The sequence below is a fragment of the Neobacillus sp. B24 genome, from assembly GCF_055381825.1.
In genome coordinates, this window is sequence record NZ_AP035777.1 from 1,986,071 (window position 1) to 2,005,781 (window position 19,711).

Sequence of the window (19,711 nt, forward strand, 5' to 3'; positions counted from 1 at the left end):
GCTAGCTACGAAAACAGCAGCCATAGGCCTGCTGTTTTTTTGTAAAATAGATTGCATTTTATTGGAAGAAGTGTAAAAATACACTAAAGGGAGTTGTGGCAATTTTATTAAATTTTTTCGGAAAATTGTAGTGTAATAGACTAATTTATTCGTCTATTATATTGGATGGTTTTTAAGGGGGAATTAGTTTGCTAAAAAGACAAATAGCAATTGCTTTAGTACTGTTTCTGTCACTCATCGGATTTATGGTACAGGATGCAGATGCAGCAGGAAGTGACCTAAAAATCTCCGTTAAAGAGGGATTTGATGGCAAAATCAAAAGCGGCCGAGGCTTCCCAGTACAAGTGACCGTTGAAAACAGCGGTGATGATTTTTCAGGTGATATACTCTTTAATTTCTCTGCTTCTCATAATTCTAGCGGGGCAAAGGCATTGTCCATTGATGTGCCAAAAGGGAGCAAAAAAACGTATTCGTTGTCATTACCTGCCTATTCAGAGGAGTACTACAACAGCAATCAAATAAAACAATCGATTTTCCTATATAAGGGAAGTTGGAAGGATAATAAGGAGACAACGTTTGCTGGCAAAAAGGTTCTGCAGCCAAAATATGTCGACCCGGCGACCAGAACAATGGGATTATTAAGTGAAAATGCCGACCGTTTAAAGGAATTAAAGGTGCTGACGTCAGGTAGTAAAATCGAACCGATTGTCTTGTCAGAAGAGATGCTTCCACATGACGAACTTGGCCTTGATACCCTTGATTACATAGTGATTGATGAGTTTGCTGTTGCAAAGCTCAAAAAAACACAGCAGCAGGCATTGTTGAATTGGGTTAAAAATGGCGGCAGATTAATTGTTGGCGCTGCTCCCAATGCAGTGGGTACCTATGGGCTGCTATATGAGCAACTGCCGATGAAGCCTGAGCGTGAGGTGCAGGGTGACACTCAGTTTCTGCAAGTTTCATCTGAGAGTATTGAATTCAAGGGGTTGCCGGTCTTTGTTGGTGAGTTGGTACCGGGGGCTGAAACAGCTATAACCAGCGGCGAGTTGCCGATGATTGTTCATAAAGGGTATGGAGCCGGTGAAATTTGGCAAACTGCCTTTTCGTTGGGGGATGAACCATTGGCGTCATGGAACTATTATGGACGGTGGTTTACAGCGAGCCCGATGCTGAACGTACAGATGAACAATCAATCACCTAAAATGATGTACCAAAATCAGTTTGAGATGATCTTTAATGAATTTGCCGAGGTTAATCAATATTTTGCTTCCTCGCAATTTTCAGCAGGGGCAATCGGTTTATTTTTATTGATTTACCTGCTCCTGTTATCTCCAATTCTTTATATTTTGCTGAAACGTCTTGATAAACGTGAGCATGCTTGGTGGGTAATCATTGTATTTGCGCTTCTATCATCGACAGGAATATTTGCGCTTGGAGCAAAGGACCGAATTGCCAAACCGCAAATCAATCAAACCGGAATCTACCAGGCCGATAATGGCCATTTAACCGGACTTGAGGCAGTTACGTTTCTTTCCAATACCGGCGGCGACTATGAGCTCGCCTTTTCAAAAGGGACTATCTTTGGTGTTCCTGGCTCATCCACGATGTCTGCGGGTGATGGTAAGCGCTATGCGATAGTGGAAACTACCAGGAAGGAAAGCAAAGTAACATTTCCAAGTGTAGAATATTGGTCCACTAGAACCTATTTTGGCTCTGCTAATAAGCAAACTGACGGTAAATTTAAGATGAACTTAAAACTGGAAAATAAGCAGCTTACTGGAACCATAGTCAATCAGTTCCCTTACGATTTTGAAGAATTATTCATTTGGTCAGGGACAAAAAAGCATAGCCTTGGTTCGTTAAAAAGCGGTGAAACTTTAACGGTAAATGAAACATTGCAGCAAGACTATCTTGCCGGTCCGTACAGTCAACAATTCCAGTATATGATGCCGACTTCACAAAGTGATATTGAGAAACTAAAAATGGAAAGAATGGAATACGGGGCAGTTGAATTTCTTTATAATGCTGCTTCACAGGGGAACAAGCCAATTCTATATGGTTTTACAAAAGGCTCGGTAATTGACGCGGATATTAAGGGGAAAAAGGAAACTAAAAATGGCTTAAATTTAATTTATCAACCAATGGATATTCAAATGGAACTGGCAGGCGCTTTTACAATTAAAGATGATATGCTTCGCCGTTCTATCAATGTCATCCGAGGAGGTCTCTTTAATGATATGGGCGGAATGCTGCCCGAAATGGAGATGGATGATGGGGAATATGAGTATGTCCTCGAGCTACCAGAACAGTTTACTAAAAATAAGCCAGCGCTCCATGAAATGGGTATTACTTGGTTTGGCAGCAATGCAGCCTACTCAATTAAAAACAATCAAACAGGTGAATATATGCCATTGCCTGATATGAAAACGACGATTACTGCACAATTGGAGCAATATATTTCAAACGAAGGGATAATCGTCATCAAATTGATTAAAACAGGACAAGGTGACCCTCGGGTAAGGATGCCGGTGCTGAGTATTAAGGGGGAAATCAAATGATTGAAATCATTGATTTAACAAAGAAATATGGGAAATTTACAGCATTGGACCATTTAAATCTGACGATAGAAAAAGGCAGTGTTTTTGGGTTTGTCGGGCAAAATGGTGCCGGCAAATCAACGACTTTTTCCATACTAGCAACACTGCTTTCCCCTACATCGGGAACGGCCTACATTAATGGCTATAATATTTCGAAAGAGCCAAAGATGGTTCGCAGCCAGATTGGCTATATGCCTGATTTTTTCGGTGTTTACGACCAGTTAAAAACGGTGGAATACTTGGATTTTTATGGAGCCAGTTATGGACTTAGCCTTAATGAGCGAAAGAAATTGATTCCCCAGCTTTTGGAATTGGTCAATTTAGCCCATAAACAGGATTCTTATGTTGATGTTCTATCAAGAGGGATGAAACAAAGGCTCTGCCTCGCCAGATCATTGATTCATGACCCAGAGGTGTTAATTCTAGATGAACCCGCCTCCGGCCTTGATCCGAGAGCGCGAGTGGAAATGCGGGAAATACTAAAAGAATTAAAGAATATGGGAAAAACGATTCTTATTTCATCACATATACTGCCAGAGCTGGCAGAGATGTGCGATAGTATAGGGATTATTGATCAAGGTCATTTGGTCGCGGAAGGATCGGTTGCAGAAATCCAGCACCGTCTGAAAGGTGAAAAGTTGATCATTACCAAGCTTAATGGCGGAGTGGAACGGGCTATTCAGTTTTTTGATGACCAGCCCCTGGTCAGTCAACTAACAAGGCGGGAGGATGGTGATTCCCTGCAATTTATGTTTAAGGGAAATGCCGAAGAACAAGTACAACTACTAAAAGCTGCGCTGATGCAGAATATCGCTATTGTCAGCTTTTCGGAAATGGAAACCAATTTGGAAGATGTCTTTATGGAGATAACGAAAGGAGTGGAGCTTTCATGAGAAATTTATTGCTTAACCCCGTCATGAATAAGGAATTTAAGCTAAGGTTCCGCTCTTTTAAAAGCTTTCTTGGGCTTGCCTTTTACTTGCTTGCCCTTTCCATCCTGATTGTCGGGTTTATTTACTTGCAAACACAAAATTCACCGATGCAATTATTCCGTCCGGACCAAAGCCGGGAGATGTTTATGCTTCTGGCGTTCATCCAACTGGGGTTAATTCTGTTTATTACGCCTGGTTTAACGGCTGGGGTCATTAGCGGGGAGCGGGAAAAGCAAACATTAAATATTTTATTGACAACGAATCAAAGTTCAACCAGCATCATCATGGGAAAGTTGATTTCTTCCATCTCTTTTCTATTGTTGATGATTATCGCAAGCTTACCAATTTACAGTATTGTTTTCCTCTTTGGAGGTATTTCTCCGGGGCAGGTTTTACTGATTCTAGTTTTTTATATTTTTACCATCCTAGTGTTTGGCAGTATCGGAATCTTTTTCTCGACCATTGTAAGAAGAACAATCATCGCCATGGTAAGTACATACGGTGTTGCGTTGTTTCTAATTGCAGGAACTGCCTTTTTGTTTACCATCTCAATGGCGGTCAACAATATCGGAGGGACAACACCGACAAATAATCCCATCCCGTATTTCTTTGCCATGCTGAATCCGGGGTTTATTCTGTTTGGCTTTTTGCAGCCAAATGCCTTGAATGAATTATCCAATCAAATTGGGTTTGGAATTCAGGTTCCGTTGTGGGCTGCCTATTTAATCTCTTATACAATAATTTTTCTTGTTATGACCATTGTTAGTATCCGCAAGCTTCGGCCAAATATGAAAGTCAAATCGGAAAGTGCAGGATGAGTGCAATGGAGGAACAAAAACAGTTTTTTGGGCTGTTGAAACCGGTGCGGCGCCAACTTTTTCTCCAGAAAAGTGGTGTTGAATTCCAATATTGGCTGACAGCATCGACAGCCTTTGCTTTGTTAATCCTACTCACGGCAAGGATGATGGTGTTTCCCTTCTATCATTTGTTTATTCTGCTGGGCTGTTCTCTCCTGCTCACCTTCTATGGATTCCGTATCTGGCGGAAAATGCCAGGCTGGAGAGAGGCTGCCCTATTGTTTAATTCATACGTTCCAGACGACCGAGTGCTTACGGCGCTATCCTTTATCAATAGAGACGGTATTCTTGAAAAATTACAGCTCAATGAAGCAGTGACGTATATGAAACGGGAACAGCACATGGTCCTGACAAGAAAGAAAAGCTTTCTAATGCCAAAATGGCTTCTATTGGCAGTTTTGTTCGGGAGTGCTTCCGCCCTGCTTCTCTCGCTTCCAAATCACCACCTCGAAATGGCGGCAAAAAAGGAAAGTGAAATAAAGGTAATGAAAAAGGTCAAGAAGGAATTGGCTGAAAAAATGGCACAGGAGAAAAATAGCGAAAAGAAAAAAGCGCTGGAACAAGCCCAGAAAATAATCACAAAGAATCCCGACCCGCAAAAAGCACTTGAAAGACTGACTAAGCAGAAGAAAGAATTGGAATTAAAAGCATTGCAGCAACAAGAAAAATTAGAAAATCTTAAGGCCTGGCAGCAAGGACTACAAAACAATAACTTGGCTAATCTGGCTGCTGCTTTGGACGAAAAGGATTTAAAAAAGCTCAGCCGTAAATTAGAAGAATTAAACAAAAACTATGATTCGTTGACGGAAGGTCAAAAACAGGCGATTGCAAAAATGTCTGGAACAAATAAAAAACTTTCTGAGCAGGAGTTGGCAAAGCTTGTCCAAAAGATCTCTGGGGGATTAAGCGCTGAAACCAGCCAATTCCAGTTAGCCGCGGCACAAGATGCAATCGGAGAGGTTGAAAACAGCCTTAAAAGTGAACTGGCTGACAATGGACTTCCATCAGATCAACTCGCTTCTAATCAATCGTCAGGGAAGAACTCACCCGGGCCAACAAGTAAAAATGGCCAGCACGAAAAGGGTGCCATTGGAACCAATCCGGGCGGGCAAGGATCCAATAATGGTTCCCAATCCGGACCAGGGAGCAGTCAGCAGTCTGGAAAGGGTGCAGGAACTGGCGGTAATGGCAATGGGAGCGGGACAGGTCCTGGTACAGGAATTGGGCAAGGCACAGGGACAGGAACGGGCGGTGGTGCCGGTCTCGGTACAGGATCGCGTCAGCTCTTGACGATTCCAGAAAAGCAAACAGGGAATACCAATCTTGAAACCGATACAGGCTCGCTTTCAGGTGGCAGCCCTGCCCAGCAATATCAGGGGAATGGACCGGTATTACCGGGGCAGCTTCGTCCTTATCAGGAAGTGTATGGCAATTACTTGGATGCATACAGAAATAGTCAAGAACGTGTAAAACTTCCAGCTGATTTGGAGGAGATTGTCAAAAATTATTTTCTATCGCTGGATCCAAATAGGGAGTGACGAATTTGTCTCAAATAAAGGAGAAAGAAAATCAATTTATTACTGCAGCACAGCAATTAAATAGCGTAAAACAAGAGTTGAAGAGTTTTATTGTTGGCCAGGACGAGGTAATCGATCAAGTACTTTGGTGTATTTTTTCCGGGGGGCATGCTTTGCTTGAGGGATTGCCGGGGCTCGGCAAAACGATGCTGATCCGCTCCATTTCTGAATGCCTTGAATTATCGTTTCGACGAATTCAATTCACTCCTGATTTAATGCCGTCCGATATTACCGGAACAATGCTTCTTCAGCCAGGGAACGACGGAAGGCAGGAATTTGCTTTTCATGAAGGCCCGCTGTTTGCCAATATTATTTTGGGTGATGAAATAAACAGGGCCACGCCAAAAACACAAAGTGCTTTGCTCGAAGCAATGGCTGAACAAACGGTTACCGTGATGGGGAACACAAAAAGGCTTGCCAGACCATTCTTCGTGCTGGCCACACAAAACCCGATTGATATGGAAGGAACGTACCCGCTTCCGGAAGCGCAAATGGACCGGTTTATTTGTAAGATACATGTCGATTATCCCTCGAAGGAGGAATTAAAAGAAATTGCCTTAAGAACAACAGGCACAGTAACTCCGAAATTATCCAAAGTATTAGGAATTAATGACGTTTTGCTGATTCAACAGCTTTCCAAAGAAATCCTTATTTCTGATGACATCCTAAATACGGCAGTCAACATAATTGCTGCGACTCACCCTGGTGCAGAGGAAGCTCCGGAGAGGGTAAAACAATATGTACAGTTCGGCAGCGGACCGCGAGGCTTGCAAAGCCTGCTGCAAATGGCGAAAACACGGGCATTATTTTCCGGCAGATACCATGTCGCCATCGGAGACATTAAACGGACGGCTATTCCTGTTTTAAGACATCGTCTTCTATTAAACTTTGAAGGAGAGGCGAGCGGTGTTTCTGCCGATGAACTGATTGCAGACATAGTTGAGACCGCAGGCAAGGATGGGGGCAGTCGATGACATCGTCACGTTCAGCACTTCTTTCAAGGCTGGAACAGCTTAAGTTCACCGCAAAAACAAGGCGCCGCGGCAGTCAAAATGGCAGAAGAACAGCAGCAAAATTTGGTTCTTCCCTTGAGTTCTCCGATTTTCGCCTTTATCAACCGGGAGATGATGTGCGGCAAATAGATTGGAATATCTATGGCCGGACCCAGAAGCACTATATCAAGCGCTTTTTAGATGAACAGGAGCTGGCGATTACGGTTTTTTTGGACACATCGAACTCAATGCAGGCAATCGAAACAAAGTGGCAAAGGGCGAAAGACTTGGCAGCGGCCTTCAGTTACATTGCTTTACACGCCGATGACCGCCTCTCGTTTATTCCCGTGTCTTCGCTTCAAGCAAACAAGGTTACTAGGAAGGGTTCTGTTTATGGGAAGAGTGTCTATCATCAAATTCACCAGCTGCCCAAACAGCATTCTGAAGGAACATTTACGGAAAACTTTCCGAAAAACGTGTTAAAAAATAACCAACTTGCCGTTGTGATTACCGACGGACTTGAGCCAATTCCTTACTTTGAAGCATTGTTTCATAAGATTGCCGCTTCAAAACAGGAAGTAAGATTGATTCAGCTAGTAAGCAGACAAGAACTGAAGCCCGCTTATTCGGGCGATATGAAATTGATTGATAGTGAAACAAATGAAGCTGTCAATGTGACGGTTAATGAACAAATTATTGAAAAATATCAAAAACGGTTACTGCAGCATAACGGCCAGCTTGAGAAATTATGCCAACGGTTTGGGTTCCAATACTTGCAAACAACAGATGATGCCGATTTGTTGAGATTTCTTTTTCATGAATGCATGGCGAAAAAAGTGCTTTGTTAATGAGGTGATAAGATGAATTTTGCCAATCCGATATATTTTAGCCTCCTTGCTGGGATCGCCTTTGTCGTCATTTTATACTTTTTTCGCAAGCAGTATCAGGCTGTGATGAACCCCTCAAACCTTTTGTGGCAGCAGGCAATGAATGAAATGAAAGCCAGCCCCTGGCTCCAAAAACTACAGCAAAACCTGTTGTTTTGGCTGCAAATTGCCGCCTTAACACTATTAATGCTGTCTTTGGCCAAGCCGGTATGGTTTTCGAAAGGAGTGAAGGGGGAGCAGATCATTTGGATTGTTGACACCTCAGCGACAATGTCGGCAGTAGGTGAAAAGTCCTCTGCCCTTGATGAAGCCAAACAAATAATGAAGAAGATGGCCGGCACCCTCAACTCACAGGAGGTCACGATCATCAAAGCCGGGGAGAAACCTGCCATCTTGTTAAATCGGGAAATGAATCCGGCTGTGATTGGGCAGGCAGTTGATAAACTTGCAGTTACCTATGAACATGAGAATATTATCAAAGCCGTCAGGTTAGCGGAATCATTGGTGACAAAGCAAGAAACAGTTATTAGTATCTTTTCAGACTCTGTCAAAGAGGAAGATTTGGAGACAAGCAATGATGGAGTAGCTTATGAAATTCATAATAGCGGTGTTAAAGAGGATAATATCGCTGTTTTATCATTTGGGGTTGCAAAAAAAGAAACGGGGATTTCCGCGCTTGCCGTTTTGGAAAACCAGGGAAAAGAGCCAAAAACCTTTCCTTTTCATGTGACAAGTGAGGGTACAGTGATATTCGAAGAACAGGTAACAGTGCCCCAAGGTGAACAAGTTGTCGTCAACATCCCTGAGCTGCCGAAACGAAAATACTACCAGGCAAATATTGAGCCAAATGACCATTATGTGATTGATAATCAACAAACTGCAGTTTCCTTTAACTTGAGCCCTGATGTATTTGCGGTAGGAGAAGTCAACCCCTTTTTCATAAAAGGGCTAGAGACGTTGGGAATTAAGGTAACCCAGCTTGACCTCTCAAAGGAGACGCTTCTTCCGGAATCAGTGGTCATTATTGCTGAAGGGCTGAAGGTCGAACAATTGCCTAATTTGCCGGTCATTTATATTAACAAACCAAAAGAAACTGAAAGATTAATTGAATTGAAGGAGCCAATTGTTGCCCTTGACTCACCGCTAACAGAGTATGTTGATAGCAGCAAAACCTACATAAAATACGCCGCCAGCCCGATTGAGGGAAAATGGGATACCGTTATGTCTAGCGGCGGCCATCACTTAATTCAAACCGGGAGTATCAATGGACAGCCTGCGATTCTACTAAATTTTTCTCTTGAACATACTGATTGGCCGCTGCAGCCCGGTTTTCCCATCTTTTTATTTAACAGTTACCAGTGGCTGGCCAAACAAACAGGCTTTCTTGGCTATTTTCGACCGGGAGAGGCAAAGCGCCTCCAACTAGGGGAAGAGCAGGACGATCTGGAAGTTTTTAATGATGATGGAAAAAGCCTTACTTCCTTTCATCTCAACAAAGAAAATTTTATCGCCCCTGTAAAGCCGGGAATATATCAGGCAGTGGCCGATGGGCAAATTTCCTATTTCTCTGTCCTGCTTGACGACCGTGAAAAAAAGCTAAAAAACGAGCCATCATTTTCACTTAATAGCACAAAACCCGAAGTGAAAAAACAAGCGGTAACAACAAATGATTCTATCTGGTTTTGGCTGGCAGCTATTGCTCTAGTCGTACTTGGCTTTGAATGGGAGGTGTATCGCCGTGGATTTAGAACTTAGATACCCATTCTTGTTAATCTTATTGGTGCCCGCTTCCCTTTTGATTTATCTGTTTGCAAAACAATTATTTACATCTCGTAAACCAGAAAAATGGGTAATTCTCAGCATAAGGTGTATCATATTTTTCCTGCTCATTGCAGCTTTGACGATTCCGCAGATACTTCTGCCGATAAAAGCGGAACGCATCCTTTTTCTTGTCGACCGCTCGGCCAGTTTCGAAGACAATCAAGATGCCATCCTTGATTGGTTGGATAAAAGCGTGAGAACAAAGAAAGACGAGCAAATGTTTTCAGTTGTCTCCTTTGGTGATGGAGCAGTGGTTGATCAGTCCTTTTCCAATAAGAAAACGTCCATTGGTGAATTGAATGGAAAAATAAATAATGCCGATACCAATTTGGAAGAGGGTATAGGCTTTGCTTCTTCTTTACTGAGTACAGAACAGGGCGGGCGGATTGTCCTGTTGACTGATGGAAACGAAACTTCAGGGACTGGCAAAGAAGCAGCCAAGCTATTGAAAAATCAGAAATTTGAGCTTGATTATGTCAAATTCAACCAATCATTTCGTGAAGATGCGGCCATAACAAAGCTTGATGTGCCCCCATCCCTTTATGCGGGGGAACAGGTCAATATTACAGTCGGAGTCATCAGCAATGCCGAAAAGACAGCTAATTTGCGGATTTCTTTGAACGATCAGGATATCCTCCAGAAACAGATTACTGTGAAGGAGGGACAAAACGAGTATTCTTTTACTTATGGGATCAAGGAACCGGGAATGGCTGTTTTTAAGGCTGAGTTGGCCGCCGATAACGATGCCTTTATTGAAAATAATTCGCTCAATGCCGTAACAAATGTCAAGGGAACACCAAGAATCCTAGTTGTTCAGGGGAATCAGGATGATAATCTGACTGCGATTCTTCAATCTGCGGGATATATTGCCGATGAGCTTATTCCCGAGAAACTCCCAACCACATTAGCAGGCATGCTCCAATATCAATCGATTATTTTTAACAATGTACCGGGAACAAAGGTTAGCGAACAGCAAATGAACTTAATCGAAAAAGCCGTTAAGGAATTTGGCACCGGGTTTCTTATGCTTGGCGGTGAGGATAGTTTTGGTCTTGGCGGCTATTTTAAAACGCCGATTGAAAAACTGCTGCCTGTCGATATGGATATTAACGGGAAGAAAGAACTGCCCTCGCTTGGGTTAGTCATTGTGATTGACCGTTCCGGGAGCATGAGCGGAAATAAATTGACATTGGCCAAGGAAGCGGCGGCCAGGTCTGTCGATTTGCTAAGGGAAAAAGATACTTTGGGCTTTATCGCCTTTGATGACCGCCCGTGGGATATCGTAGAAACCGCTCCACTTGAGAATAAGAAAAAAGTGATTGAAAAAATTCGATCTGTCTCAGTTGGAGGAGGGACCAATATTTATCCAGCCCTTGAAAAGGCCTTTCAGGAATTGCAGGATTTAAAGCTGCAGCGAAAGCATATTATTCTGTTAACAGATGGCCAGTCAGCAACTGGCGGGAATTACGAAACACTTATTGAAGAGGGGAAACAAAAAAATATAACCTTATCGACAGTTGCCTTGGGTTCTGACGCGGATCGCACACTTCTGGAGAATTTGGCAGAGCAGGGAAGCGGACGGTTTTATGATGTAACGGATGCCTCCGTTATCCCGAGCATCCTTTCCAGGGAAACGGTCATGACGACCAGAACCTATATTGAAGACAATCCCTTTTATCCAATATTACAACCCTATCCGGAATGGACAACGTTCTTTCAAAATGGGATTCCAAGGATGAATGCCTATATTGCTGTAACGGCAAAAGACCGGGCCAATGTTCCGCTAATCAGTGAAAAGAAAGATCCGGTACTCGCAGAGTGGCAATATGGATTAGGGTCAACGCTTGCCTTTACCTCCGATATGACAGGCAAATGGTCAGGGGATTGGGCCCAGTGGACAGAGTGGCCGAAATTTATCAATCAATTGGTATCAAAATCGCTCCCTCAATATGAGAGTGAACCGTTTAGGTACACAGTTGGAAAGGAAAGCGGATATACTGTCATTAACTTAAAAGGGACACAAGGTGAACCTCTTCCATTACAGGTATCGGTGGTATCTCAGACTGGTGCTGCAATGGATACCAGTGTTAAGCCTACAGCACCTGGGGAATACCAAGTTACTTTCCCAAATAAACCAGGAATGTATTTTTTAAGAGCCAAACAAACTTCCGAAAATGGACAGGATCGCCTTTTTCAAACTGGTTTCTCTGTACCCTATTCTGATGAATACTTGTTAAAAGGAGCAAATCATGTACTGTTGAAGGAGCTGGCAGAGATCGCTGGCGGCAAACAGCTTACATCACCAAAGCAGGCATTCCGTCCCTTAAATGAACAGCCCAAGCGGAAGGTCCCAATTAGTGAAGGGCTGCTGCTTGCCGCTTTTCTATTGCTAGTGTTGGAGATTATGATTCGTAGGCTTGGATTTAAGCCATTTTATCCACTCCTTTCCATTGTCAAAAAAGCCGTGAGGCATAAAGAGAAACCGGAGACTGCCGTGGATGAGCGGCTTGCAAACGTCAAAAACAAAATAAGGGTCGGACCGGAGAAACACATAGTCAAAAATGAAGAAACCATTCAAACTATAATATCTGAATCACCAATTCAAAGGGTGACTCCAACAGAAAAGAACAAAAGCATCCCAGTTGTTTCACCTGAGGAAAAAGAGGCTCGAATGCAGCGGTTACTTGATGCGAAGAAAAGAAAACAGTAAAATAGAATGGCAGATTAGGGTTGTCAGAAATGAATCATTCTGTACAGTGTAAAGATATTTTCTTGACAGCAAGAGACAGACTAGGTAAACTACATTGTAAAGGCTTTTTCCTTAACAAGTAAGGAGGGGTGTCCCATGATGCTTGATAAGACAACGCGAATGAACTATTTATATGATTTTTATCATTCGCTATTAACCCCAAAACAGCAAAGCTACATGTCTCTATATTATCTGGATGATTACTCGCTGGGTGAAATTGCCGAAGAGTATGACATCAGCCGCCAGGCCGTTTATGATAATATAAGACGGACAGAGGCGATGCTCGAAGAATATGAGGAAAAGCTATTATTATTTCAAAAATTTCAAGAGCGTTCCCGGCTATTGCGTGATTTAAAGGATATGCTGAGTGGGGATTCCCCCGCAAAGCAGGCAATCCTTAAAATCGTTACCGAACTTGAAAATTTGGATTAGGAGGCGGCATGAATGGCATTTGAAGGATTGGCCGACCGACTGCAGAATACAATTCAGAAAATCCGCGGCAAAGGCAAAGTCTCTGAAGCGGATGTCAAAGAAATGATGCGTGAAGTACGTCTTGCCTTGCTAGAAGCAGACGTTAACTTCAAGGTCGTAAAAGAGTTTGTCAAAAAAGTCAGCGAACGTGCCGTTGGGCAGGAAGTGCTTAAAAGTTTAACTCCAGGCCAGCAAATCATTAAAATTGTTAATGAAGAACTGACGGAGTTAATGGGCGGAGAGCAGAGCAAAATTGCCGTTGCAGGCCGCCCGCCAACTGTCATCATGATGGTTGGACTTCAAGGTGCAGGTAAAACAACGACATCCGGAAAGCTGGCAAATTTGCTGCGGAAGAAGTATAACCGAAAACCAATGCTCGTTGCTGCCGATATTTATCGTCCTGCTGCAATAAAGCAGTTGGAAACACTCGGAAAGCAGCTAGGGATGCCGGTATTTTCTCTTGGTGACCAGGTTAGCCCGGTGGAAATTGCCAAGCAGGCAATCGCCAAAGCCAAGGAAGAACATCATGATTATGTCCTGATTGATACCGCTGGCCGTCTTCATGTTGATGAAGCCTTGATGAACGAGCTGAAGGATATCAAGGAATTGACCAAACCTGATGAAATTTTCCTCGTTGTCGATGCAATGACCGGTCAAGATGCCGTAAATGTTGCGCAAAGCTTTAATGAACAGCTTGGCTTAACTGGGGTTGTCTTGACAAAGCTTGACGGTGACACCCGAGGCGGGGCAGCGTTATCGATTCGTTCAGTTACGCAAACGCCGATTAAATTTATCGGTATGGGTGAAAAAATGGATGCGCTTGAGCCGTTTCATCCGGAACGGATGGCCTCAAGAATTCTCGGCATGGGGGATGTGCTGACTTTAATTGAAAAAGCACAAGCCAATATCGATGAAGAGAAGGCAAAAGAACTCGAGAAAAAAATGCGGACAGCATCCTTTACACTGGATGATTTTCTTGATCAACTTGGACAAGTCCGTAATCTTGGTCCACTTGATGAATTGTTGAAAATGATGCCTGGGGCCAATAAAATTAAGGGCTTGAACAATATTCAAATTGATGAGAAGCAAATTTCCCATGTGGAAGCCATCATCAGATCGATGACCAAAGAGGAAAAGAGCCACCCTGAAATTATGAATTCAGGCCGGAAGCGCAGGATTGCCAAAGGCAGCGGCCGTACTGTAGCCGAAGTAAACCGTTTGCTGAAGCAGTTTGAAGACATGAAAAAAATGATGAAGCAAATGAGCGGCATGCAGCAAAAGGCCAAGAAAAAAGGCGGATTTAAATTTCCATTTAAACCTTTCTAACAGGTTTTGGTTTGTTTAATTTTGGGAATGCTTGTATGTAAAGAAAAAACACTTTACAAACTAAAAAACAATTGGTATTATACTATCTTGTGTGAAACTATTCGGAGGTGCTTATATAATGGCAGTAAAAATTCGTTTAAAGCGTATGGGAGCAAATAAATCTCCTTTCTATCGTATTGTTGTAGCTGATTCTCGTTCACCACGTGATGGACGTTTTATTGAAACTGTAGGAACTTACAATCCAGTTGCAGAGCCAGCTAAAGTTGAAATCAACGAAGAATTAGCTCTTAAATGGTTACAAGACGGCGCGAAGCCATCTGATACAGTACGTAACCTGTTCTCTAAGCAAGGCATTATGGAAAAATTCCACAATGCTAAATTAAGCAAGTAATTGCGTAAACTGCGATGAAACAACTAATACAAACGATTGTTAAGCCACTTGTTGATTTTCCTGAAGATGTCCAAGTTGAGGCTATTGAGGATGAATCACGAATCACTTACCATTTGACAGTTAATAAAACGGATATTGGAAAAGTGATCGGCAAACAAGGGCGTGTTGCAAAGGCCATTAGGACTGTTGTCTATGCAGCAGGATCATCACAACAAAAGAAAATTTTCTTGGAAATTGGTGAATAGCTTTTTGCATCATAGAAAAGCTGAAGCGCCTTGAACAGGCGCTGAAGCTAGCCATAGAGTAAAGGGGGGAATAATTATCCTCCCTTTTTTGCTATCAGGAAAGCAACTCTTTATTAGGAGGCAATGATATGCAGCTGATTCAAACTGTTGTGGTGAAGCAAATACTAACGGAAAACAGCAAGCAGGAGCTTTTGATGCAATTTCAGGACCGAAAGTTACAATTTCAAAAGGAATGCGACCAGCTCCAGTTCGAACTAAAACGATTGGAAAGGTCGAAAACCTATTCTCAGTCGGCCCTCATCAAACATTTTGAAAAAGAAATCGAAATGCGCCGCGAAAAAATAAAGCTTCTCGAGTTTCAAATTGAACAATTACATATCCTACCGATAGGCAGTGAATTAAAAGAAAAGGAAGTACAAGCATTGGTGGAGGTTCAAGTGGGTGATACCTGGAGTGCCTCAGAACAGCACACCATTATTATTAAAGATGGCATAATCGAGGAAATCAGATAGTAGGTGAAATTATGGAAAAATGGTTTAATGTCGGAAAGATTGTCAATACCCATGGTATAAAAGGAGAGGTCCGGGTGATTTCCCGGACGGATTTCCCGGAACAGCGGTATAAAACCGGGAATAAATTGTTTTTATTTCTACCGCAGTCCGACATTCCTATTGAATTGACGGTCAAGAGTCACCGCACCCATAAAAATTTTGACTTGCTTATTTTTGATGGGTACGAAAATATCAACCTGGTGGAAAAATTCCGTGATGGGCTATTAAAAGTTCCTGAATCACAGTTAGCCCAGCTTGAGGAAGAAGAATTTTATTATTATGAGATCATCGGCTGCCTTGTAGCGACAACCTCTGGTGAAGAGTTAGGCAAAATTACCGAAATTCTATCACCGGGTGCCAACGATGTCTGGGTCATAAAGGGCAGGGGCGGAAAAGAGATTCTAATCCCTTATATCCATGATGTGGTGAAAAAGGTAGACGTGAAGGAAAAAGTCGTATTAATTGAGCCGATGGAAGGGCTCCTGTCATGATGAGGATTGATGTTCTTACCTTGTTCCCGGAAATGTTTGCTGGTGTGCTAAGGTCTTCCATTTTGGGCAAAGCAGCCGAAAAAACAGCCGTGAACTACAATGTGGTCAATTTTCGTGAATTTGCTGACAACAAGCATGCCACAGTCGATGATTATCCGTACGGCGGCGGCGCAGGAATGGTATTAAAGCCACAGCCGATTTTTGATGCTGTTGCCAAGCTGCGGGAGCAGGCAAGAACTAAAAATCCGAAGGTCATTCTTCTTTGCCCTCAAGGTGAGCGGTATGACCAAAGGAAAGCGGAAGAATTGGCCCAGGAAGACCATTTGATTTTTATTTGCGGTCACTATGAGGGCTATGATGAACGAATTAGAGAAAATATTGTAACCGATGAAATCTCCATTGGCGACTACGTTTTGACTGGCGGCGAACTCGGTGCCATGGTGGTTATTGACAGTGTAGTCCGGCTGCTGCCTCAAGTACTGGGGAATCAGGAGTCCCATATGAAGGACTCTTTCAGTACCGGAATGCTTGAGCACCCACATTATACAAGACCAGCAGATTTCCGCGGGATGAAGGTGCCGGACGTGCTATTATCGGGTAATCACAAATTAATAGAAGAATGGCGGAATAAAGAGGCATTGCGCCGGACGCTAGTGAGAAGACCTGATTTATTGGAAAAAATTGAGCTAACGTCAGAGCAGAAAAAATGGCTCCAGGAAGTGAAAAAAGAGTCCAGGTAGTATTGCGGCCAAATCATAATTATGGTATGATACTTCTTGTGACTTGAACTGACTAGTTTAGTTTTGGTTGGATAACGATGTTCCGCTGCAATTTATAGATTCACTGTTATGCAAGAGCATCTGTTGGAAGGAGTTGAAAACGATGCATAAAATTATTGAAGAAATCACAAAAGAACAACTTCGTTCTGATCTTCCTTCGTTCCGTCCTGGTGATACTGTACGTGTACACGTAAAAGTTATCGAGGGTACTCGTGAGCGTATTCAGTTATTCGAAGGTGTAGTGATTAAGCGTCGTGGTGGTGGTATTAGCGAAACTTTCACAGTTCGTAAAGTTTCTTACGGAGTAGGCGTTGAGCGTACATTCCCAGTACACACACCAAAAATTGCGAAGCTTGATGTAGTTCGCCGCGGTAAAGTTCGCCGTGCTAAACTTTACTACTTGCGTGAACTTCGTGGTAAAAAAGCTCGTATTAAAGAAATCCGCTAATATGAAAAAAGAGAGCTTGCATGGCAAGCTCTTTTTTCATACATAACAAACATTCATTTTGAAAAAAACTAAGCCGTAAACTTGCCGTATTGTTAACAAATGATTAAAGTTTTATGAAAATCATAATCCCATCGTGTTTAATATGTTTCACTTATGTAAAATAGACTTTATAATAGATTTTTTTGCAGGATTGGTGGGGACTTGGAATGGCTAAAAAGAAAAATGAGTTATGGGAATGGACGAAAGCACTGTTAATCGCAGTGGCACTAGCGGCAGTAATCCGTTATTTCTTATTTGCGCCAATAGTGGTGGATGGATTATCGATGATGCCGACATTAAAAGATCAGGACCGAATGATCGTTAATAAATTTAATTATAAAATTAGCGAGCCAAAGCGGTTTGATATTATCGTGTTTCATGCTCCGGAACATAAGGACTACATCAAGCGGGTCATTGGGCTTCCAGGCGATACAATTGAATATAAAAATGATACCTTGTATGTGAATGGCAAAGCTTATAAAGAACCTTATTTGGAGGAATATAAGCAACAGGTGGAAGATGGACCGCTGACGGATGATTTTACACTCGTAGAGAAAATCGGCCGCAAAACAGTTCCAGAAGGAGAGCTGTTTGTTATGGGCGATAACCGCCGCTTCAGCAAGGACAGCCGCCACATCGGTACAATTCCGATGGAAAAGGTGATCGGCAATACAAGCATTGTGTATTGGCCAATCAAGGATGCCCATATAGTTAAGGCAAAATAGAATTCTTTTATCCAGCTTCAGGGGCTGAACAAGGCGCTTACGCTTTTAAGGGAGGTGACTCTTCATGACGATCCAATGGTTTCCTGGCCATATGGCCAAGGCTCGCAGAGAGGTCACAGAAAAATTAAAGTTAGTCGATATTATTTTTGAATTGGTGGATGCAAGAATCCCCTATTCCTCAAGAAATCCAATGATTGATGAAATCATTCAGCACAAGCCAAGGCTTGTCTTGTTAAATAAAGCGGATATGGCGGATAAAGAGGTAACGAGAAAATGGATTGCCTTTTTTGCTGATCAAGGAATTAAGGCTTTGGCGATTAATTCTCACGCTGGAGAAGGTATGAAAGAAATTACCCAAGCCGCGAAGGAAATCCTGAAGGAGAAGTTTGACCGTTTAAAGGCCAGAGGGGTGAAGCCTAGAGCAATCCGGGCAATGATTGTCGGGATACCAAATGCCGGCAAATCCACCTTAATTAACCGCTTAGCGAAAAAGAATATTGCCAGAACGGGTAATACACCTGGTGTAACCAAGGCCCAGCAATGGATAAAAGTAGGGAAAGAAATGGAACTGCTTGATACACCCGGAATACTATGGCCCAAATTTGAGGACCAAGAGGTTGGGGTTAAACTCGCCATAACGGGAGCAATTAAAGATACATTATTAAATCTTCAGGACTTAACAGTATATTCGCTAAGATTTCTCGAACGTGAGTACCCTGAACGGCTGCAAGACAGGTACAAGCTGTCGCAATTACCGGAAGATGTTGTTGCCATGTTTGACCATATTGGGACGCTAAGAGGCTGCCTGATGGGCGGTGGTATGGTTGATTATGATAAAGTGGCAGAACTGGTTATCAGGGAAATCCGCTCCGAAAAATTTGGTCCGTTATCGTTTGAAAAACCAGAGGACTTTAAAACTGAGAATGATCAAGAATAAATAACTGCCTTCCTTTCTGGAGGGCTTTCCTTTTTAATAAATAGGTTAGGTGAGTAAAAATGGAGAAACTGGCAATTGCCGAAATAGAAAGAATCTTGGCAGATATAACTGACCAAGCCAACCCGTTTATCCTCCAACTGGAACAAGATGAGCGGAAAGGGGTTCAAGCCAGTCTGGCAAAATGGAAAAGAAAGCGGGAACAAGAGAGAAAGCTTAAAGATAAATTTTTCGAAATGACGGTATTTGAACAGAAATACCGCGCTCAAGGTTTCCAAGCCATAGCCGGGGTCGATGAAGTGGGGCGGGGTCCGCTTGCGGGTCCAGTTGTTGCTGCAGCAGTAATATTACCTGAGGATTTTTACCTGCCGGGGCTGAATGATTCAAAACAGCTGTCTGAAAAAAAACGCCAGGAATTTGCTGATATTATCCATAATGAGGCAGCAGCCGTAGGTTTGTCGATGATCCACGCCGATGAAATCGATGAGATTAACATTTATCAGGCAGCAAAAAAGGCAATGAATCTGGCGATTGCTTCATTAAACCAAACTCCCGACGCGGTCTTAATAGATGCCATGAAACTGGAGCTGCCGTTTGCTTCGGAATCCATCATCAAAGGTGACGCCAAAAGTATCTCGATCGCCGCCGCTTCCATTGTTGCCAAGGTTGCGAGGGATGAGTGGATGAAGGAGCTCGCTGGTCAGTTTCCTGCTTATGGTTTCGCCCAAAATATGGGCTATGGAACAAAGGAACATACGGAGGCTATTCAAAAATTTGGTGTGACCCCTTATCACCGAAAAACATTTTCTCCGATAAAAGAGCTTTTATATGGAGATTTATTTAGCCAATTTACATAAATATTTTCCAATTATCCCAATATAAAACAGGCGAAAGCCTGT

General features: G+C 42.7%; 19 protein-coding genes. All 19 read left to right on the forward strand.

Annotated features, from left to right (window positions below; genetic code table 11):
* Nucleotides 1-188 precede the first annotated feature (188 nt).
* The 19 genes from ACZ43M_RS09960 to ACZ43M_RS10050 all read left to right on the forward strand — a co-directional run bounded on the left by ACZ43M_RS09960 (nt 189) and on the right by ACZ43M_RS10050 (nt 19,669).
* Nucleotides 189-2,558 (forward strand): hypothetical protein, encoded by a 2,370-nt coding sequence (locus tag ACZ43M_RS09960; protein WP_464507247.1) that lies wholly within the window; start codon nt 189-191, stop codon nt 2,556-2,558.
* Nucleotides 2,555-3,490 carry an ABC transporter ATP-binding protein gene (locus ACZ43M_RS09965; protein ID WP_464507248.1) on the forward strand — a complete coding sequence of 312 codons (936 nt, stop codon included), beginning with the start codon at nt 2,555-2,557 and terminating at the stop codon, nt 3,488-3,490. The genes ACZ43M_RS09960 and ACZ43M_RS09965 overlap by 4 nt, the downstream gene beginning before the upstream one ends.
* Nucleotides 3,487-4,347 carry an ABC transporter permease gene (locus tag ACZ43M_RS09970; RefSeq protein WP_464507249.1) on the forward strand — a complete coding sequence of 287 codons (861 nt, stop codon included), beginning with the start codon at nt 3,487-3,489 and terminating at the stop codon, nt 4,345-4,347. Before ACZ43M_RS09965 ends, ACZ43M_RS09970 begins: the two co-directional genes overlap by 4 nt.
* 5 nt (nt 4,348-4,352) lie before the next feature.
* Nucleotides 4,353-5,924 (forward strand): hypothetical protein, encoded by a 1,572-nt coding sequence (locus ACZ43M_RS09975; RefSeq protein WP_464507250.1) that lies wholly within the window; start codon nt 4,353-4,355, stop codon nt 5,922-5,924.
* 5 nt (nt 5,925-5,929) lie between these two features.
* On the forward strand, nt 5,930-6,937 hold the full coding sequence (locus tag ACZ43M_RS09980; protein ID WP_464507251.1) for an AAA family ATPase: 1,008 nt from the start codon (nt 5,930-5,932) through the stop codon (nt 6,935-6,937).
* A complete protein-coding gene (locus ACZ43M_RS09985) occupies nt 6,934-7,803 on the forward strand; it encodes a DUF58 domain-containing protein (protein WP_464507252.1) in 870 nt (289 codons plus the stop codon). The genes ACZ43M_RS09980 and ACZ43M_RS09985 overlap by 4 nt, the downstream gene beginning before the upstream one ends.
* Before the next feature lie 12 nt (nt 7,804-7,815).
* Nucleotides 7,816-9,597, forward strand: a complete 1,782-nt coding sequence (locus ACZ43M_RS09990) for a vWA domain-containing protein (RefSeq protein ID WP_464507253.1) — start codon at nt 7,816-7,818, stop codon at nt 9,595-9,597.
* The gene (locus ACZ43M_RS09995; protein ID WP_464507254.1) at nt 9,581-12,373 is read left to right on the forward strand and encodes a VWA domain-containing protein; all 2,793 of its coding nucleotides are present in this window, start codon (nt 9,581-9,583) and stop codon (nt 12,371-12,373) included. The genes ACZ43M_RS09990 and ACZ43M_RS09995 overlap by 17 nt, the downstream gene beginning before the upstream one ends.
* A gap of 138 nt (nt 12,374-12,511) precedes the next feature.
* Complete coding sequence (locus ACZ43M_RS10000) at nt 12,512-12,844, forward strand: putative DNA-binding protein (protein ID WP_464507999.1); 333 nt, start codon at nt 12,512-12,514, stop codon at nt 12,842-12,844.
* Between the two features lie 12 nt (nt 12,845-12,856).
* Nucleotides 12,857-14,209 carry a signal recognition particle protein gene (gene ffh, locus ACZ43M_RS10005; protein ID WP_464507255.1) on the forward strand — a complete coding sequence of 451 codons (1,353 nt, stop codon included), beginning with the start codon at nt 12,857-12,859 and terminating at the stop codon, nt 14,207-14,209.
* A 118-nt stretch (nt 14,210-14,327) separates the two neighbouring features.
* The gene (gene rpsP, locus ACZ43M_RS10010) at nt 14,328-14,600 is read left to right on the forward strand and encodes a 30S ribosomal protein S16 (protein ID WP_464507256.1); all 273 of its coding nucleotides are present in this window, start codon (nt 14,328-14,330) and stop codon (nt 14,598-14,600) included.
* Nucleotides 14,601-14,614: 14 nt separating this feature from the next.
* The gene (locus ACZ43M_RS10015) at nt 14,615-14,845 is read left to right on the forward strand and encodes a KH domain-containing protein (RefSeq protein WP_464507257.1); all 231 of its coding nucleotides are present in this window, start codon (nt 14,615-14,617) and stop codon (nt 14,843-14,845) included.
* A gap of 128 nt (nt 14,846-14,973) precedes the next feature.
* A complete protein-coding gene (locus ACZ43M_RS10020; RefSeq protein ID WP_464507258.1) occupies nt 14,974-15,357 on the forward strand; it encodes a YlqD family protein in 384 nt (127 codons plus the stop codon).
* Between the two features lie 11 nt (nt 15,358-15,368).
* Nucleotides 15,369-15,887 carry a ribosome maturation factor RimM gene (gene rimM / locus ACZ43M_RS10025; protein WP_464507259.1) on the forward strand — a complete coding sequence of 173 codons (519 nt, stop codon included), beginning with the start codon at nt 15,369-15,371 and terminating at the stop codon, nt 15,885-15,887.
* A complete protein-coding gene (gene trmD / locus ACZ43M_RS10030; protein WP_464508000.1) occupies nt 15,887-16,627 on the forward strand; it encodes a tRNA (guanosine(37)-N1)-methyltransferase TrmD in 741 nt (246 codons plus the stop codon). Before rimM ends, trmD begins: the two co-directional genes overlap by 1 nt.
* Before the next feature lie 142 nt (nt 16,628-16,769).
* Nucleotides 16,770-17,114: a 50S ribosomal protein L19 gene (rplS, locus tag ACZ43M_RS10035; RefSeq protein ID WP_464507260.1), complete on the forward strand. Its 345-nt coding sequence runs from the start codon at nt 16,770-16,772 to the stop codon at nt 17,112-17,114.
* Nucleotides 17,115-17,320: 206 nt separating this feature from the next.
* Entirely contained in the window at nt 17,321-17,878 is a 558-nt protein-coding gene (gene lepB, locus ACZ43M_RS10040; RefSeq protein WP_464507261.1) for a signal peptidase I, read from the forward strand.
* Nucleotides 17,879-17,942: 64 nt separating this feature from the next.
* Entirely contained in the window at nt 17,943-18,815 is an 873-nt protein-coding gene (gene ylqF / locus ACZ43M_RS10045) for a ribosome biogenesis GTPase YlqF (protein WP_464507262.1), read from the forward strand.
* 59 nt (nt 18,816-18,874) lie between these two features.
* Nucleotides 18,875-19,669, forward strand: coding sequence for a ribonuclease HII (locus ACZ43M_RS10050; protein ID WP_464507263.1), 795 nt, complete (start codon nt 18,875-18,877; stop codon nt 19,667-19,669).
* Nucleotides 19,670-19,711 lie beyond the last annotated feature (42 nt).

Excerpts from the sequence above, each read along its gene's own strand:
- ACZ43M_RS09975 (WP_464507250.1), top strand. The coding sequence starts at position 4,353 with ATGGAGGAACAAAAACAGTTTTTTGGGCTGTTGAAACCGGTGCGGCGC.
- rplS (WP_464507260.1), top strand. The coding sequence starts at position 16,770 with ATGCATAAAATTATTGAAGAAATCACAAAAGAACAACTTCGTTCTGAT.
- rpsP (WP_464507256.1), top strand. The coding sequence starts at position 14,328 with ATGGCAGTAAAAATTCGTTTAAAGCGTATGGGAGCAAATAAATCTCCT.
- ACZ43M_RS09965 (WP_464507248.1), top strand. The coding sequence starts at position 2,555 with ATGATTGAAATCATTGATTTAACAAAGAAATATGGGAAATTTACAGCA.
- ACZ43M_RS09990 (WP_464507253.1), top strand. The coding sequence starts at position 7,816 with ATGAATTTTGCCAATCCGATATATTTTAGCCTCCTTGCTGGGATCGCC.
- ACZ43M_RS09970 (WP_464507249.1), top strand. The coding sequence starts at position 3,487 with ATGAGAAATTTATTGCTTAACCCCGTCATGAATAAGGAATTTAAGCTA.
- ylqF (WP_464507262.1), top strand. The coding sequence starts at position 17,943 with ATGACGATCCAATGGTTTCCTGGCCATATGGCCAAGGCTCGCAGAGAG.
- ACZ43M_RS10015 (WP_464507257.1), top strand. The coding sequence starts at position 14,615 with ATGAAACAACTAATACAAACGATTGTTAAGCCACTTGTTGATTTTCCT.
- ffh (WP_464507255.1), top strand. The coding sequence starts at position 12,857 with ATGGCATTTGAAGGATTGGCCGACCGACTGCAGAATACAATTCAGAAA.
- ACZ43M_RS10020 (WP_464507258.1), top strand. The coding sequence starts at position 14,974 with ATGCAGCTGATTCAAACTGTTGTGGTGAAGCAAATACTAACGGAAAAC.
- lepB (WP_464507261.1), top strand. The coding sequence starts at position 17,321 with ATGGCTAAAAAGAAAAATGAGTTATGGGAATGGACGAAAGCACTGTTA.
- ACZ43M_RS10050 (WP_464507263.1), top strand. The coding sequence starts at position 18,875 with ATGGAGAAACTGGCAATTGCCGAAATAGAAAGAATCTTGGCAGATATA.
- trmD (WP_464508000.1), top strand. The coding sequence starts at position 15,887 with ATGAGGATTGATGTTCTTACCTTGTTCCCGGAAATGTTTGCTGGTGTG.
- rimM (WP_464507259.1), top strand. The coding sequence starts at position 15,369 with ATGGAAAAATGGTTTAATGTCGGAAAGATTGTCAATACCCATGGTATA.
- ACZ43M_RS10000 (WP_464507999.1), top strand. The coding sequence starts at position 12,512 with ATGCTTGATAAGACAACGCGAATGAACTATTTATATGATTTTTATCAT.
- ACZ43M_RS09985 (WP_464507252.1), top strand. The coding sequence starts at position 6,934 with ATGACATCGTCACGTTCAGCACTTCTTTCAAGGCTGGAACAGCTTAAG.